This window comes from Pseudomonas sp. RIT-PI-q, from assembly GCF_001297125.1.
GTDB lineage: Bacteria > Pseudomonadota > Gammaproteobacteria > Pseudomonadales > Pseudomonadaceae > Aquipseudomonas.
Map to the genome: position 1 here is coordinate 294080 of NZ_LHPC01000034.1, position 16841 is coordinate 310920.

Annotated in this window: 12 protein-coding genes and 1 pseudogene; 7 read left to right on the forward strand and 6 right to left on the reverse strand. The window is 48.6% G+C overall.

The genetic code is table 11. The features are described from left to right. Window positions 1–156: 156 nt before the first annotated feature. The 4 genes from AEQ67_RS18800 to AEQ67_RS35975 form a co-directional block, all read right to left on the reverse strand. Complete coding sequence (locus tag AEQ67_RS18800) at window positions 157–1068, reverse strand: LysR family transcriptional regulator (protein ID WP_059405324.1); 912 nt, start codon at window positions 1066–1068, stop codon at window positions 157–159. 50 nt (window positions 1069–1118) lie between these two features. Then, window positions 1119–2021, reverse strand: a complete 903-nt coding sequence (locus tag AEQ67_RS18805) for an isocitrate lyase/PEP mutase family protein (RefSeq protein ID WP_059405325.1) — start codon at window positions 2019–2021, stop codon at window positions 1119–1121. Next, window positions 1996–3333 carry an MFS transporter gene (locus AEQ67_RS18810; protein ID WP_063854461.1) on the reverse strand — a complete coding sequence of 446 codons (1338 nt, stop codon included), beginning with the start codon at window positions 3331–3333 and terminating at the stop codon, window positions 1996–1998. Before AEQ67_RS18810 ends, AEQ67_RS18805 begins: the two co-directional genes overlap by 26 nt. A gap of 659 nt (window positions 3334–3992) precedes the next feature. Beyond that, window positions 3993–4265, reverse strand: a complete 273-nt coding sequence (locus tag AEQ67_RS35975; RefSeq protein WP_177333659.1) for a hypothetical protein — start codon at window positions 4263–4265, stop codon at window positions 3993–3995. On the opposite strand from AEQ67_RS35975, the gene AEQ67_RS35980 reads away from it, so the two are divergent. Continuing rightward, the gene (locus tag AEQ67_RS35980; RefSeq protein ID WP_236710376.1) at window positions 4258–4734 is read left to right on the forward strand and encodes a nitrilase-related carbon-nitrogen hydrolase; all 477 of its coding nucleotides are present in this window, start codon (window positions 4258–4260) and stop codon (window positions 4732–4734) included. The two genes, AEQ67_RS35975 and AEQ67_RS35980, sit on opposite strands and share 8 nt — an antisense overlap. Window positions 4735–4947: 213 nt before the next feature. Continuing rightward, complete coding sequence (locus AEQ67_RS18820) at window positions 4948–5727, forward strand: carbon-nitrogen hydrolase family protein (protein WP_059405327.1); 780 nt, start codon at window positions 4948–4950, stop codon at window positions 5725–5727. Between the two features lie 934 nt (window positions 5728–6661). Here the strand turns inward: AEQ67_RS18820 and AEQ67_RS18825 are convergent. Next, window positions 6662–7186 (reverse strand): hypothetical protein, encoded by a 525-nt coding sequence (locus AEQ67_RS18825; RefSeq protein WP_059405328.1) that lies wholly within the window; start codon window positions 7184–7186, stop codon window positions 6662–6664. Between the two features lie 1245 nt (window positions 7187–8431). Here AEQ67_RS18825 and AEQ67_RS18830 point away from each other — a divergent pair. The 3 genes from AEQ67_RS18830 (at window position 8432) to AEQ67_RS18840 (ending at window position 14000) form a co-directional block, all read left to right on the forward strand. Then, entirely contained in the window at window positions 8432–9364 is a 933-nt protein-coding gene (locus AEQ67_RS18830) for a GlxA family transcriptional regulator (RefSeq protein ID WP_059405329.1), read from the forward strand. A gap of 199 nt (window positions 9365–9563) precedes the next feature. Continuing rightward, window positions 9564–10802 (forward strand): efflux RND transporter periplasmic adaptor subunit, encoded by a 1239-nt coding sequence (locus AEQ67_RS18835; RefSeq protein ID WP_059405330.1) that lies wholly within the window; start codon window positions 9564–9566, stop codon window positions 10800–10802. 12 nt (window positions 10803–10814) lie between these two features. Continuing rightward, window positions 10815–14000, forward strand: a complete 3186-nt coding sequence (locus AEQ67_RS18840; RefSeq protein ID WP_059405331.1) for an efflux RND transporter permease subunit — start codon at window positions 10815–10817, stop codon at window positions 13998–14000. A 90-nt stretch (window positions 14001–14090) separates the two neighbouring features. Here the strand turns inward: AEQ67_RS18840 and AEQ67_RS33985 are convergent. Continuing rightward, a pseudogene (locus tag AEQ67_RS33985) lies at window positions 14091–15580 on the reverse strand (IS3 family transposase). Window positions 15581–15781: 201 nt separating this feature from the next. Between AEQ67_RS33985 and AEQ67_RS18855 the strand changes: the two are divergent. Continuing rightward, window positions 15782–16096, forward strand: a complete 315-nt coding sequence (locus AEQ67_RS18855; protein WP_059405332.1) for a cupin domain-containing protein — start codon at window positions 15782–15784, stop codon at window positions 16094–16096. Between the two features lie 12 nt (window positions 16097–16108). Further along, the gene (locus AEQ67_RS18860) at window positions 16109–16705 is read left to right on the forward strand and encodes a TetR/AcrR family transcriptional regulator (protein WP_059405333.1); all 597 of its coding nucleotides are present in this window, start codon (window positions 16109–16111) and stop codon (window positions 16703–16705) included. Window positions 16706–16841 lie beyond the last annotated feature (136 nt).

Sequence of the window (16841 nt, forward strand, 5' to 3'; positions counted from 1 at the left end):
GTGATTGAGATCGGGATAAGGCAATGGCGCAATTTAGCCGCTGCATTGAACGAAGCCTTTAACCCCCAGCAAGGGATATGAACATATCCCTTGCTACCAAAGGCACCATTCGCAGTTGATGACGGTGCTTCAACCACATCAAACGACACCACAAGCTCATCGGCTGTCGAAATGCAGCCTTGTAACAGCGGAGAAATCAGCCTCTTCGATCACTAGCTGTCGCAGCAAACGGACAACACTGCGTTCGTCATCCCGACGCCAATCGAAGCAGTAAGACATGTCGGGTAGAGGCAGCGCACTCCTTAGCTCAACAAGATGGCCACCCTCAATCAATGGCTGCATGTAATTGCGGGGGAAAGTACTGATACCCACCCCAGCGACCGTTAGTTCGATCAATGCCAACAAGCTGTTGCAGGTCAGGGCACGAGGCAATTCGATTTGTTGCGCTGAGGCCCAATAATTGGTCAGCCCAGTTAAGCGGGAGTCAGAAGATAGACTGATAATGGGGTGCTGGAGAAAGTGTTCAGCCGTTAACTGTGTGCCAGCTGCGAGCAGTGAAGGTGCCGCCATCCAAGAATATTTCAATTCGCAAATTTGTTCGTAGGCCAATAAGTGTGAAGTGGGAGGGCCCGGAATGATGGCAAAATCCAATTCGCCGCGTACCAGCCGCTTTTCACAGCGAGAAGTTAAGTCAACAGTTGGCTCAAGAATCAAGTCAGGATACAACATGCGTACCCGACCAACGAACTTAGGAAACCAGGTGGCGGCAATCAGTTCGCTCACACCAAAGCGACAAACGCCGCGAAGGTTTTCTTTGTTTTGCAGGCTTTCACGAATTCTGGTTTCCAGTTCAAGCATCGCGCCCGCGTGTTCTAGCAGGCGGTCACCAGCGTCGGTTAATACCGCGCGCTGGCCTGTACGATCGAACAACTGCTTGTCAATATCTGCCTCAAGCTCAGCAATGCGCTTGGACAGGGACGAGGGCGTAACATGGAGGCGTAGAGCCGCAATAGAAAAGCTCCCCAGTGTTGCAGCCCAATAAAAGGCCTCAAGCTGTTTAAGAGTCATGGGCCGGCAGCCTAAAAAAATGACATGCAACGAACCCTGATGTTACCGCTTTACCTTGCAACTTGATGCATTAAATGATTTTCGAGACTAACAGCGCCATCGGCATCGACAAGCTCCATCAACTCACCTGCACTGGCATACATTCCGCTGGGAAAATCACCAGTAAGATCATTCCCACTCAGCAACCGCATATCAATTGCAGCGTTAGCCATGGCTTTTACTGATGCTGCGGCTAGCATTTGTGGCAGGGTGATGCGGCGCACGCCCAGCGAGCGGAGTTTGGCCACCGATTCTGTCAACGACGAATCATCTAGCCGCCAGTATGCGCCAATGCTGATCGATACCGGCACGTCACCGGCCGCATCGACCGCGTATCCGACATCGTCCATCGAATGTAGCCCCATTGGCAGTATTACGTCCGCCCCCGCAGCCACATAGGACTTAATTCGCTCAACCATCTGAGTTTGGCCCAGAGCAGTATGAGCATCCGTGCGCACAATAATGACGAAATCTGCATCTTTGCGAGCCGCGCATGCAGCTTCAACCTTACGTACCATTTCCGCTACAGAGACCACTTCCCCTCGTATTTTTGCGTCCCAACGCCGTGGCACCACTTGGTCTTCTAGATTGACACCGGCCAACCCCGCTTCCTCAAACGATCGGATCGTGTGATAGACGTTATTCGGATTACCGTACCCGGCATCAGCGTCAGCAGTTACAGGAATTTTGATTAGACGCGCCAACCGACGGCAGTGATCCACATTTTCAGTCAAGCTCAAGATACCGAGATCAGGTAAGCCCAGCAGCGATTGCGACAACACCGCACCGCTGGTGCATGCGCTGGCGAAACCTGCAGCTTCAATGATTCGTGCGCTATAGGCATCGTGGACGCCAGGGGCCACGATGAAATCTGTACCGCTTAACAAACTACGTAACTGTGCCGCTTTGCTCATTAATGTGCACTCCCCTAACAGGTGCTGGTAACTTTGAAGTTGGTAATCCACTTGTTTTTGGAATGAATAACAAGAAAATTATTACGCCGAATAACAGCATGAGGCCCACGATGAAAAAACCGCCATATAAACTACCGGTCATGGCGTTGGCTTTGGCAACAATCAACGGGCCCGCCGCGCCGCCAAACTGACCTAGAGCGCTGACTAATGCTATCCCGAATGGTGCAATGCGCTTATCAAGGTAGGAGGGCGGAATCGTCCAGAAAAGACTTAGCACGCCGTAGCCACCGATAGTCCCTAGCCCAAGAAATATCGCAGTCAACGCCACGCTGTGCGAGGTGAATGCGATCATTGAGTAAGCGAAGGCAGATAAGGCACCGCAACCGAAGATATGCCAACGACGCTCTTGTAGCCTGTCCGAGCTTTGACCAACCACAAAAATTCCGACAGCCACACCAATCGATATGGCACAACTGATCCAACCGACTTCACTCACCGAGGCCTGACTGACATTGCGCAAAAGTGTTGGCAGCCACACTTGATTGGTATTGAAACTGGTCACCGTAAAATAAATGAGTGCCAGTAAATAAATGCGTGGGTCGCGCAATACTTCTCGAAATGAAGCAGGTGAGGTCGACGAAGCTGTGCGCTCACTTTCGAGGTCTCGCGCGATGATTTGCTTTTGCTCATTCGTCAGCCACTTTGCGGCCGCCGGCGTATCGGTCAACAAGATTAATGCGAGTACCCCAATAATGATGGCGGGCGGCCCCTCGGAGATAAATAGCCATTGCCACCCACGCAGGCCACTAAGGCCATCGAGATTCTGCATGATCCATCCCGATAAGGGGCCGCCAAAAATACCCGATATAGGAATTGCCATCATGAACAGGGCCATTGCCCGACCCCTGTACCGACTGGGTAACCAATAGCTCAGGTAAAGCACAATACCTGGGAAAAAACCTGCCTCAGCAGCTCCAAGCAAAAAGCGTAGGACGTATAACCAGTTTTCATTTCTTGAAAACGCCATGCAAATGGTGATTACCCCCCACAAAACCATAATGCGACAAAGCGTTTTACGTGCCCCGATGCGAGACAGTAATAGGTTGCTAGGGACTTCAAATGCCACATATCCAATGAAGAATATGGATGCTGCGATGCCGAATACAGTTTCGTTCAAGTTTAGATCGTGCATAAATTGCAGTTTTGCGAAACCTATATTTACTCGCTCCAAATAGTTGATGATGTAGCAAAGAAAAATAAAAGGAATAATTTTCCACATTACTTTTTTGTAGATCGTGTCTGTGACGTTCATCCGTTATCCTTATTTTTGTAACCATCGGACAAGCCAAAATCAGGATGCTGCTGCAGTGCCCTAAACGCCCACAGTAAGGGGGCTTTATCCGCACAGGAAAAGTGAATAATTTTCGTGGTGCATATGTCGAAAATGGAATGACGCGCTACCTCGTATCGCATAAACAGGTCGGATACCGCGACCCTGTAGGTGAGATAAGCTGGGAGGCTAGGCGTTCCTGCCCGTCACAAATTCCGTGATCAGCTGTTGGTGTAATTATTGGTGGCTTGAATAGTCAATCTCAACAACGCTTCTGTCACTTCAGGGCGATTACTAGCGCGCGTCGCGTAGGCACCATGCCGGTACCGGTTCTTAAAAAGCTGATCGTGAAACGGCTCGCGCAGGCGCTTTAGTGGCGAGGTGACCGCTCCCTCAGTGGCATGAAGACCAAGGGCGTGCGCCCATCACGCTGCGCTCAGTCATCAAGCATTGAAAGATAATCAATAGGTTAAGGTCGATCAGACTGATATTAGTGATGCTAATCATGTATATCTCTATTATTCGTTTGAAAAATTATTCATGTGATTCTTAATCTTGAGTGCGGCATGACAAAAACAAACAAGGTGTTCAGCATGATGCAGACAATAGCGTTTTCGGAAAAAACTGATAACAAGGTGTTATCAAGCGAAGCTGCTGAACTGTGCAAAAGGCCTTTTGCCGTGAGCATCAGCAATTTCATTGAGTGGTTCTATTTTGCTATCTATGGCTACTTTGCAGTGGTCATTGGTCATATTTTTTTCCTCCACTGCTGCTGGCGTATCGCTATTATCGTCGTTGGCAGTCTTCGCTGTAGCCTTTTTATTCCAACCGTTAGGCTCCGTCGTGTTGAGACCAATCGGCAATACAATGGGCCGGCTAGCGATTCTGATCATTACAGTTTTCGGAATGGGCATTACAACAACCTTTATCGGTTTGTTGCCTGATTACGCGACCATCGGCATCGTTACCCCGATACTTCTAGTGGCATTACGATTTTTGCAGCGCATGATGGTGGGTGGCGAATGGTCAAGCGCTAGCAACGCAGACATAGGAAAAATCATGACAAAAGCAGCAGTTGTTCAAGCCTCATCGATTGCGTTCGAACCACAACAGAGCGTCGAAAAAGCAGTTCGCCTAATTCGCGAAGCTTCAGACGCAAGCGCTGAGTTGGCGGTATTCCCTGAGGCATTCATCGGAGGTTATCCAAAGGATGTTGCGTTCGGAACGGTTGTAGGACACCTTGATGCTACCGCCCGTGCACACTTTCAGCGTTATGTGGAAGGCGCGGTTACTTTGAATGACCCGGAACTGGTTCGACTCAGCGAAGCGGGACTAGATCATGCACGGAAGAAGGGGGAAAGTGTTGACCGGGCCAGCGTATGACGAGGATACAATCCTCTAAGCTGACATTGACTTGTCAGTGGGACGAGCCGGTAATCTCGGCCTTGATGTTTGTGGGCACTACTCCCGGCCTGAGGTATTTCAACTTAATGTGAATACTGCACCGATGAGTCCTGTAGCTTTCAGCGACAATTAATAACGCACTAATACTCCAATTATTAGCGCTGGCTTTCCTAAGCTGGCGGAGGGTTTTCCATGAAAGTAAGTTATGTAGAATGGCCTAATGGACTGATGCCGAACTCCCCAGAGTTCAATGCTATCAAGGAGCAAGTCCATTTAGCGTCTCCGGATATTCTGATCACTAACGAGATGCCGTTTGGGAGGTGGGTCTCATCTTTCCCAGCATTCGATATTGACCTGGCCATTGAATCGGTAGCGTTGCATGAGAAAGGACTTGTTGCACTGACCTCTTTGAATGTCCCACTGATCATATCATCGCGTCCGGTGCGCAGCGGTGACCGTCTGGCCAATGAAGCATTTGCCTTGCAAGGCGATCACTACACGTTCCTGCATCACAAGCATTTTTTTCCGGCCCACGTCGGCTGGTATGAAGCCGAATGGTTCAATACAGGTATCGCTGGGTTTGAGTTGGCACAGCTGAGCGGGATTTCAATTGGCGTGCTGCTATGTACCGAGCTGATGTTCAATGAACATGCTCGGGCCTATGGTCGAGCTGGCGCGGATCTTATCATCGTTCCTCGGGCATCCGGCCCACAGGTCGATCGCTGGAAGATCGCCTGTTCGATGGCAGCCTACGTATCAGGTAGTTATGTCGTAACCTCAAACCATAGCGGCGAGGTGCCAGGCAATAACATATTTGGCGGAGTAGGTTTTGCGTTCGCCCCCGGCGGTGAGCAGATTGGACAAACCAGCGTTGAGCAAACGTTGATGAGCTTCGATCTGGATCGCAATCTTTCTGCCGCACACAAAAAACTTTACCCCTGCTACGTCAGCGAAACGATACGCGGTAGTTAATCGATACTGGTCAATTCGGACTCGACAACTAGATGATCGATAATCATTTGAGATGTCGGGGCCGAAACTGGCGTTTTCAGATCAGCAAATTACTATTTTAAAAGCAGAAGTTAATCATATCCACTGCAGAGGTTTTTCCAATGCTGCTTACATGCATTAGGTAAGATCTCTAATTTTCCAGGCTTGGAAATCGATAGAAACGGCGTGAACCGCGACTTAAGGAAATACCCTGGTCACTTATAAACAAATGAGTCTTCATGATTCGTCGCTTTTTCTGAACTACGTACAGCCATCAGGTCGGCCATCACTCAGCTATGACGGCTCGTTTGCTTTCCAGCACACCAAGATGCGTGCTGATTCTATCCGACGTATTCGTGAAGCCGCGCTGATGGATCCCTGTGCACATCTCCTCGGAGCAAGCTCGCGCTTCGGCCACGATTTAATGGTTCGCATACAGATGAAGACTTTCGATGAGTGTGCACAATAGCTAATGAGGGGATAGGTTTAGACGTATTGACCTTAAGCATAGCGGCTGGATACAAACCCCGGTACTCGTATCACACGTTCATGATTGAAGATGAATGGCCCGCTGCTATCTGTGTGTGACCTATCGAGACTGGCTTGAACTCACGCCCGCAATGCAGAGCTTATTGACGCAGATGGGGTAAGCCGCTGTTAGAGAGTCCTTTATATTTGATTAAGAATTCCTAATTGGACAAGTATCCTTAGTGTAAATGCATTTAATAGATCATGTATGTTTGAGCGCTTGCCGGTGACCGTTCGGCGTAGTGAGCTAGCCACCACATATGTGTCGACCGCTTTGAATTTTAACTTGCTCGAATAAGATTTACGCATATCCAAACACCTAAAATTTGGGCGCCATCATAGCGCCCGATTGAAGTATCCAAAATCATTAGTCCTGTCAATGTGGCGTCTAGAGACCCCGTCGCTCATCTGCTGCCGACAATATTGAAACAGTACTCCCGCCTGTGATCTGCGCTTGGTTTTCAATATGGTATAGGGCATCCGGCAAAGGAAGATTCTGACCCGGGTACGGAGTGGGAGTAGGATTCCAAAGAATGCTGTAGGAGTCGAAGTCAGGCCAAAAATTGTCGTAGTAACGAAAATCCATGACTCTCGCCAACTCACGTTCACTTTCTCCAATGACGTCCCACACGTATTCAAAGCGATCCTTGAGAGTCGTCAGTGCAAGCAGTCGGCTTGCTTGATCAGGCAATAGCCTCGCCACACGCTCGAGCGCTTCCTGGTCATACCCAGTGTTCAAAAGCCCATCAGACCCGTCAACCAGGCGCTGAGCATAGTCAAATATACCCAAGAGCCAGCCGATACATTGGAATTGAGAAATCCGGGCCGATCTGGACTCCTCACTGGCACTAAAAATTTCAACGGAAACTACAGTTTCTTTTTCAAGATGGCTCACACTGATGCGATAGGACACGGTATTTCCTTTTTTTTGGTGTTTTTATCATCGACTATGATAATGGTGTACGAATTAATTTCTATTTTCAAGCAAAAAAATCGTTGCCAATTTGGCAACTAACGAAGGACTCATTGTGTGGTGTCCTTATATAGGTGTAACAAAATTACTGTTGTCCGACGTTGGCCGAGATATTGAATCACTCAGACACTTAGTTCATCGGTTCATCGGTTCATTGGTTCATTGGTTCATTGGTTCATTGGTTCATTGGTTAATGTCCTGCAGTACTGATCTTGGTATTCATGCCATTTGTTTACAGCGGAGCGTCTGATTGTTAAAATCACCGTGTTTTTTTCTCTGCATTGAAACTGTCGCGACAGCGGATAATTTAGAGTCCCAAACACATATGCTGACGTCAGACGTGTTGTCGCCAACTGAAAGCATATTTGTATTGATAGACAGCTGAATATCGATTGCAGATGAGTGCTTCATTATGATCTTTTTTTACGAGACCATAATGACTCCATATCTTGTTTCCAGGTTCGAAATGGCAAAGTGCTTTGGCTCGTGAGTGCTTCGAAAATGTACCAAACCATTCTCGGTATAACGCCCGCCACCGATTGATCAACATGGCAATGTGCGAGGCAAAACGTGTTATTCGTTTTTCGTGCCGGAGCTAACAGGAAACGTCAACGTATCGCCGGGTCTGGTAATGCTTAGGATCCTCGCATGCAGCAGATTGACTTAGAAACTAAATTTAACGCTCTATGTAATATAATTTTTTTCAAGACAGGTCGAGTGGGGAAGCAACAACGAGACCATCGGGCTTTAAACATTCCAATCGATTAGTATTTTCTATGGCCTAAAAGGTGGTGTATATGGCATACGGCCATGTTTATTTAGCTGTAAGCTATAGTAATGAAGCAAAACGAACACTGACCTAGGTGCTCTCTCACTAGAAAAATCAACGATGGTCACGATTGATCACGCCATTGTTGAGACTCGACGTTTGGGTGTAAATCAAATCATGCGCTTAGTTATTTTTCACTTAAATATATTGGCTGATAGATAGTAGCACATGAGTGAATTTTTTTCGTTTCGTAGGTTTTTTACTTGAATTGCTTAGGTTTTGGTAAGTGTTTATTTGTTTCAATACTGTTTTTTGAGGGTGTGAAATATCAAGGGTGAGTGTAGATGTCAGCGTAGATTATATTCTTCATCTATAAAGCATCAGTATTGTTATTATTTTTTTTAGGGATCTCACGTATGCTCGATATAGGGCTTCTCATTTATCCGGAGTTTCAGGTGCTTGGATTGTCGATGTGCTCAGCTTTCGAGTTAGCGAACATCGTAATGGGTGATAAAATCTATAATATTAGTCTTCTGTCAGAGCGCGGTGGCCTAGTGAAGACCTCGGTTGGTTTCTGTGTCGATACGATATCATTGGATCATCGTCTTTTCGATACATTGATTGTCATGGGTGATAATAGTGCTACACCGATGACTCCAGGACTAGTTGCTTATATACGTGAATCAAACTCGGTAACACGTCGCATAGGTGCGATATGCACAGGTGCTTATGTACTCGCGGAAGCAGGATTATTAGATGGACGGCGAGCGACCACGCATTGGTTTAGAGCACGCGAATTTCAACGATCTTATCCAAAAGTGAAAGTCGAAGAGGATTGCATATTCATCAATGATGGAAAAATGTGGACGTCGGCAGGAATGAGCGCGTGTATAGATTTGGCCTTGGCGTTAGTAGAGGCTGACCTCGGTGGGGACGTTGCACGCCAAGTTGCGAAGCGCATGGTCTTATACCATCGTCGCGCTGGCGGGCAGTCACAGTTTTCAGTGATGTTAAGTCTGCAGCCTAGGACAGATCGAATTCAGGATGTCTTAACGTATGCCAAGCAAAATTTGCAGTCTGATCTATCAGTAAATGAGTTAGCGAATGCAGCGAATCTAAGCCCTCGTCAATTCAGTCGTGTGTTTCAGGACGAGACTGGACAATCACCCGCCAAAGCAATTGAAAATCTTAGAGTGGAGTCGGCTCGGTTAATGATAGAAGCAGGCCATTATTCGATTGACAGGGTGGCCGCTGATACTGGGTTTGGCGGCCGAGAGCGAATGCGGCGTGCATTTCTCAGGGCGTTCGGCCAACCACCTCAAATAATTCAGCGTGCTGAACGAGGTTGACGATACAAAAAATTAGTCAGCCTATTTTTTGCGAAATTACTGTTGGATGCGTTCAGGTTAAATAAATATTAGATTTGCTGTGTTTTCAGTTCTTATTCGTAAAATTAGTATTTTGAAAATTAACAGCCCATAACAAAATCACGATGTCGCTTTCAAGGGAGTGACTTATTTATTATCAACTATCGAGCGTGCATTCATCATGGAAGCATCACGCAGCACTGTGCGTTACCTATTTGTAATATTGGCTTTGGCAATCCTCGCTGCGTGCGAGAAAACCCAGCGTCCTATTATAACTACCGCAGCTGTCAAAGTTACCGTATCAACCGTTCTGGAACAACCAGTTAACGAATGGGACGAATTTACTGCTCATTTGGAAGCACCGGAAACAGTCGACGTTCGCCCACGAGTGTCAGGTCAAATCGACAAGGTTGCATTTGTTGACGGTGCATTAATAGAAAAAGGGGAGTTGCTGTTTCAGATTGACCCTAGAAGTTTTGAGTACGAGGTTCTTCGCCTTGAAGCCAAACTTCAACAGGTACGTGCTACAGCGTCTAGGACAAAGAGTGAAGCCCTGCGAGGTGCGCGGCTGCTGACCAGCAACGCTATTTCGTCTGAGTTGTCGGAGTCACGTAATACAGCGTCTAAAGAGGCGCAAGCCGTGGTGGATTCTGTAACGGCGCAGTTGAATCTGGCGCGACTAAATCTAAGTTTTACTCGCGTGGTAGCTCCCATTTCAGGTCGAGTAAGCCGTGCAGAAATAACTGCTGGAAATATTGTTACATCCAATACAAGTACCCTGACGCATGTGGTGTCCATCGATAAGATGTATGCTTATTTTGACGCAGACGAGCGCGTATTTCTCAAATATAACCAACTGGCACTTTATGGTCAGCGAGGTCAGAACACTCCCGTGTACATGGGGTTATCAAACGAAGATGGTGAGAGGCATTTAGGGAGGATGAACTTCGTTGATAATCATGTTAATCCTAAAACAGGTACTATTCGTGGTCGCGCAGTATTTGATAACCGTGAGGGTTTATATACAGCAGGTCTTTATGCGCGATTGCGATTGGTCGGTAGTAACATTTACTCTGCATTATTAATAAAAGATGAAGCAGTCGGTACCGATTTAGGAAAAAAATTCGTGCTTGTTGTAGACAAAAATAATTATGCGGTTTATCGCACCGTGGAACTAGGTCCCATGTTGGAAGGGTTGCGCATTGTTCGTGATGGATTGCGAAAAGATGATCGTATCGTGGTGAGTGGATTACAGCGAGTTCGCCCTGGCGCGCAGGTTGATGCCACTGAGACGCCGATGGCCAGCGAGGAGACGTTGGCAGCTCTGGCTAATCAACGAAATCTTTTAGAGGCGAGTAATCCAGCGAAAAAGAATACAGCAACCGAAAAAATGGCCAATCTTAGTCCAGCGCGGGACTGATGGAGTATTGCGATGCAGTTTTCAAAATTTTTTATCAAGCGCCCCATCTTCGCCGCCGTATTGTCAATGATGATTTTGATTGCCGGCGCAATCTCGTTATTTCAGTTGCCAATCAGCGAGTATCCGGATGTGGTACCGCCCACCGTGGTGGTGAGGGCAAGCTATCCAGGCGCTAACCCCAAAGTCATTGGCGAAACTGTAGCTGCTCCACTTGAACAGGCGATCACCGGTGTCGAAAACATGCTTTATATGTCTTCACAATCCACAGCTGATGGAAACCTGACGCTGACCATCACCTTTACCCTGGGTACAGACCTTGATAACGCGCAGGTGCAAGTTCAAAACCGGGTAACGCGGACTGAACCAAAACTTCCTGAGGAAGTTTCCCGTATCGGGATTACCGTCGACAAAGCGTCACCTGAGTTGACATTGTTGGTACACTTGACTTCTCCTAGTCATCGTTACGACATGCTTTATTTATCCAATTACGCCACGCTCAATATCAAGGATGAGCTCGTTCGCCTTAATGGTATAGGTGATGTAAAGATCTGGGGTTTGGGCGAATATTCGTTACGCGTCTGGTTGGACCCAGACAAAACCTCATCGCGCAACCTGACCGCTACTGACGTCGTCAACGCCATTCGTGATCAAAACAGGCAAGTGGCTGCGGGTCAACTTGGAGCGTCACCTGCGCCAAGCGGTACGAGCTTCCAAGTGTCAATTAACTCGAAAGGGCGACTAGTTTCCGAAGAGGAATTTGAGAACATCATCATTCGCTCCGGAGCGAATGGCGAAATCACACGATTGAAAGATATTGCTAGAGTAGAGCTCGGCTCCAACCAATATGCATTGCGTGCACGTTTGCACAACGAGCCCGCTGTGGCAATGCCTATCTTTCAGCGGCCCGGCTCCAATGCCATTAATGTATCAAACTCGGTTCGGGCCAAGATGGAGGAACTCAAGCAAAATTTCCCAGAAGGGATGGACTACAGCATTGTATATGACCCAACCGTGTTTGTGCGCAGCTCTATCGAAGCGGTGGTTCACACGCTGGTCGAAGCGTTAATTCTGGTCGTGCTGGTCGTCATTCTGTTTCTGCAAACTTGGCGCGCATCGATCATCCCGCTGGTAGCGGTGCCGATATCATTGATCGGTACTTTTGCGGTCATGCACTTGTTTGGCTTTTCGCTTAATGCGCTCTCGCTATTCGGCCTCGTACTTGCCATTGGCATCGTGGTTGACGACGCTATCGTCGTAGTGGAGAACGTCGAGCGAAACATTAATCTGGGGTTGCAGCCGCTCGATGCTACAGAGAAGGCTATGGGGGAGGTGACGCGACCAATCATTGCCACCGCATTGGTCCTTTGCGCGGTGTTTATACCGGCAGCCTTTATTTCGGGACTGACGGGACAGTTTTATAAACAGTTTGCACTGACTATTGCTATTTCCACCATCATCTCGGCATTTAACTCACTGACTTTATCACCCGCGCTGGCTGCCTTGCTGTTGAAAGCGCATGGAGAACCTAAAGACCGTTTTTCCAGATTGCTTGATGTGCTGCTGGGTGGTTGGCTGTTCAACCCCTTCAACCGCGTTTTCAATTGGGCGAGCCAGAGATATGTTGACACTATCGTCCACGTGATACGCCGCAGTGGTATCGCCTTACTAATATATGCTGGACTGATTGTACTAACCTGGGGCGGTTTTTCCATGACGCCGACTGGGTTCGTGCCCACGCAAGACAAGCAATATCTGGTGACATTTGCGCAGTTGCCTGATGGTGCGAGTCTCAATCGCACTGACAGCGTCATCATGCGAATGGGCGACATTGCTTTGACGCAACCAGGTACTCAAAATGCTGTTGCATTTCCTGGTTTATCGATCAATGGTTTCACCAACAATCCGAATAATGGCGTTGTGTTTATCAAGCTCAAACCTTTCGATGAGCGTACTGATCCGAGCCGGTCTGCTGTGGCGATCGCCTCGGCTCTAAATGGCAAATTTGCTGAAATCCAGGATGCATATATAGCCGTATTCCCGCCACCGCCCGTCATGGGGCTTGGGACCATCGGTGGCTTTCGCCTGCAAATTGAAGACCGTGGCAATCTGGGGTACGAAGCGTTGTATAAAGAAACTCAGAACATTATCGCCAAGAGTCGCAATGTCCCTGAGTTGGCCGGATTATTTACCAGCTATACCGTGAATGTACCGCAAGTCGACGCAGCAGTTGATCGCGAGAAAGCCAAGACTCATGGCGTAGATATCAAGGACATTTTCGATACGCTACAGATATATCTTGGCTCGTTGTATGCCAACGACTTCAATCGCTTCGGTCGAACGTACCAAGTCAAAGTTCAGGGGGACCAGAGATTTCGGCAGAATCCTGATCAGATAGGTCAGTTGAAAGTACGCAACAATCAGGACGAGATGATTCCATTGGCAACCTTCGTGAAGGTTAGCAATACATCTGGGCCAGATCGTGTGATGCATTTCAACGGTTTCCTTACTGCTGAAATCAATGGCAAGCCAGGGCCTGGCTTCAGCTCGGGACAGGCACAAGCAGCAATTGAAAAGTTATTGAAAGATGAGCTGCCCAACGGCCTGTCTTACGAGTGGACAGACCTGACTTTTCAACAGATTCTTGCAGGTAACACTGCTGTGTTCGTGTTCTCGCTGTGCGTTTTGCTAGCGTTCCTAGTACTGGCTGCCCAGTACGAAAGTTGGAGTCTTCCAATGGCCGTTATCCTGATCGTACCGATGACATTGTTGTCAGCCATTGCCGGGGTAATCATAGCGGGCAGCGACAACAATATTTTCACCCAAATCGGACTGATTGTGTTGGTGGGACTCGCTTGTAAAAATGCGATTCTCATTGTTGAGTTCGCCAAGGACAAGCAACTCGAAGGCCTGGAACCGTTAGCTGCGGTGCTTGAGGCCTGTCGTATGCGCTTGCGCCCTATTTTGATGACTTCGTTTGCCTTCATCATGGGCGTTATCCCTTTGGTGACTTCGACCGGTGCAGGCTCTGAAATGCGTCACGCGATGGGCGTAACGGTGTTTTCTGGGATGTTAGGGGTAACGTTTTTTGGGCTATTACTTACCCCTGTGTTTTTTGTAATTATCCGTCGTTATGTTGAGCGCCGCGCCCTTCGCAAAACACTAAAAGCGAAGACATTGGTGACGGAGGTGCAACGATGAGCGTTGTAAAAACTTTTTGCGTTGCTGTGGTCCTCATCTCCGGACTTCCTGCACTGCGGCGGTTTTCAATGTAGTTGTCGCGTCAACCGTCTAACTATGCCGTAATTTCTTGATCTGTTGCTCTCGATCCATTCAGTAGCACGGTGCCTATCGGCTCCCAGTTACGTGTCTGGCCTAACCACCGTTCCGGTTTTGCTCCTTGGCTCGTTCGTGCAGCTCATGTCGCCGGGCCAAGACCTGATGATCCAGCCCGATGCTGCTTAGTCGTCGTGACGAACCGGATACGGCTATGCCGGAACTCGTTGTTGTACGAGCGCATGAAATCCCTTAACCAAGCGTGTTCGGCGTTTAAGCTGGCAAAGCCATCCAGCGGCTATAGCGGGCAGTATTTCAGCGTTCTAAACAGCGACTCCGAATAGGGATTGTCGTTGCACACACGCGGCCGGCCCCGCGAGGGCGTGATGCCCAGGTCGTACATCTTGCTCAGCAGCGTTACCGATTTCATCGGAGCTCCTTTGTCTGAGTGCAGCACCAGCGGTTCGTGTAAATACAGCTCTGCGATCACTCTACGTTGCAGCAGTGCGGCGGCTTTCTCCCAGCTTTCTGCGTCGTCGACCTTCCTGGCCACCGCCTTGCGGCTGAAAACATCCTCAATCAGAAAGAGGTAGTAATACTTGCAGCGTATCGGCGACGGCAGATACGTGATGTCCATGACCACACTTGACTGGGCGCTTTGGCCGCATGCGTCGTCGGTGCTACGTACCTTCTGGGTCGCCGGCTGCGGCCTCGATGTTGCTGTTGGCCTGCCGCACGCAGAACACGTTAAAACGTCGACTCCGACGCCAGATAGCACGCTTGATCGGCCAGTCGTGGCACGATCTGGAACGGCGGCAAGTGGGCGTACTCCGGTGGGTTACACAGCCTCACAACGGTCAGACGCTTGACTTCGCTCGGTGCATTTCGCGGTGTTCGCCGTGTAGCAGTCGTTCGGGCATCGGCCAGGATAACCTCTGTTTCAGTCCACCGTCGCAATGTCCGCAGCGATAGACCAATTTCCCGGCAGGCTCTGATTTATTTAGCGCCTGCCGCGACCGCGCTTCCCCCCCAGTAGTCGTTGAGCTTTTTTCGCAATACCAACAGTGCGGCTGTTTCAGCGAGCACCTTGTCTTAACGGCGCAGTTCGCGCTCAAGTGCCTCGATGCGTTTCTTGTCTTTGCGAGCTTGCACGCGGTCTTCTTTTTGCCGGGCTTTGTCTGCCTTCTGACGGTTGATGCAAGCTTGTCGCTAGGTCGTGATTTGCTCGGGATAAAGGGCTTTGCGTCGGCGGTATTCATCTAAGTCGATTTCGGATAAACCGGCGGCGTCAAGCACGACAGCAAATTTGGTTTCGGCGGAGGCCAACGACGTATTTTCGGGCACTGCATTTCTTTTAGAACGGAGCTGTTTGCGCCAGTTGGACAAAGACATTTCGCTGACCCCTACTCGCCGGGAAACCTTGGCCATCGACAGGCAGCGGGGGGGGGAGCAGCATCTTGAGTAATGCGACTCTGCGTTCAGGGTGAATAGTACGGCACGACCAGTCTCTTTCCGCCCCCGATATGTTTTTTTTAGGAGAAATCGGAGAGGCGACAACTATCCTGACACCGGGGGGCACACGATTTACGTTACCTCTGTGGATCAGCAACCCAACGAACATTTTGCTCGTCGCTCAGCGAAATGGACTTGACGTCGACAGATAAACTAACTAACGTTAGTTATTAAATCAGCAAGAGGGGTAGGAAATGATCCACGTCAACGTAAATAATCGTCAATTCAGCGATACAGATTGGGCAGGAATTCGTACAGCACCACTATGGGACGCCGATGGCGACGGTGCATATTTCGTCGAATTCAAAGCTGGTGCCGTGTTTCCACCCCATGACCATGCAGGTGTGGAGCAATTCCTTCTCATCTCCGGCCGTATCCGATTTAATGAGGTAGAGATGGAGCCTGGCGACTTTTTGAAGGCCGGCCCAGGTGATGAGCACATGGCATACGCAATCGAAGATACGCTTGCCCTTGTCTCTTTCCGAGGTGAAGTGTTGTTTAAGGAATAAAGGGGGCTGATCTTGCAAAAAAAACAATCCCGAAAAGAAACGTTGACCGAGCTTGCCATCGATGTGATGCAGGCTCAGGGTACATCGGGAATGGGGTTACGAGGCTTGGCCGAAATTGCCAATATAAAAGCGGCGAGCCTCTATAACCATTTCTCATCTAAAGATGATCTGGTTTATCACGCGATGAATCTTTACGCCGTGCAGCGAGAAGCAGAGTTGAAAGTTTTCGAGCACCAAACGACCGGTGGTGCGCGTATATACAGTTACTTGAGTCTTTTTGAGCAGTGCTTGAGGTATGACGGCCGTCTTTGTCTCTGTCTTATGCTAATGGTTGAGCGTAGCTCTCTGTCTGAGAAAGTAATGGATCCGGTGGGATTGTTTGTTGATCAGCACACGGCCTGGTTGGCAGTTGCGTGGAATCAAGGGCGTTCCGATCATAGTATTAAGTCCGAAATTGCAGGTGAAGTAGTGTCGCCGGTTATATTCGGTGCTTTGGAGGGAATTACGGCATTTGCTTTACTACAGCCAGATCCGGAAGCAGTGTTTCGTGCTCAGGCGATTGTCTTGCTTTCAGCATTGGGTGTTCAGACAGATGCTGTTGATAAATGAAACACTTTAGTCTAAGAAGCAAAATAGTATATTGAGTAATAGTCAACGGTAGGATCTATTAATTTAATAGCTATCAACTGGTGTCAAAACCTTCGGTTAATAATTGGTTTATATGTGCGCACTAGAGGATTATAAA

Bases quoted from the DNA above. Each gene is read 5' to 3' on its own strand.
- AEQ67_RS18840 (WP_059405331.1), top strand. From the start codon at position 10,815: ATGCAGTTTTCAAAATTTTTTATCAAGCGCCCCATCTTCGCCGCCGTA.
- AEQ67_RS18820 (WP_059405327.1), top strand. From the start codon at position 4,948: ATGAAAGTAAGTTATGTAGAATGGCCTAATGGACTGATGCCGAACTCC.
- AEQ67_RS35980 (WP_236710376.1), top strand. From the start codon at position 4,258: ATGGGCATTACAACAACCTTTATCGGTTTGTTGCCTGATTACGCGACC.
- AEQ67_RS18830 (WP_059405329.1), top strand. From the start codon at position 8,432: ATGCTCGATATAGGGCTTCTCATTTATCCGGAGTTTCAGGTGCTTGGA.
- AEQ67_RS18810 (WP_063854461.1), bottom strand. From the start codon at position 3,333: ATGAACGTCACAGACACGATCTACAAAAAAGTAATGTGGAAAATTATT.
- AEQ67_RS35975 (WP_177333659.1), bottom strand. From the start codon at position 4,265: ATGCCCATTCCGAAAACTGTAATGATCAGAATCGCTAGCCGGCCCATT.
- AEQ67_RS18855 (WP_059405332.1), top strand. From the start codon at position 15,782: ATGATCCACGTCAACGTAAATAATCGTCAATTCAGCGATACAGATTGG.
- AEQ67_RS18800 (WP_059405324.1), bottom strand. From the start codon at position 1,068: ATGACTCTTAAACAGCTTGAGGCCTTTTATTGGGCTGCAACACTGGGG.
- AEQ67_RS18805 (WP_059405325.1), bottom strand. From the start codon at position 2,021: ATGAGCAAAGCGGCACAGTTACGTAGTTTGTTAAGCGGTACAGATTTC.
- AEQ67_RS18835 (WP_059405330.1), top strand. From the start codon at position 9,564: ATGGAAGCATCACGCAGCACTGTGCGTTACCTATTTGTAATATTGGCT.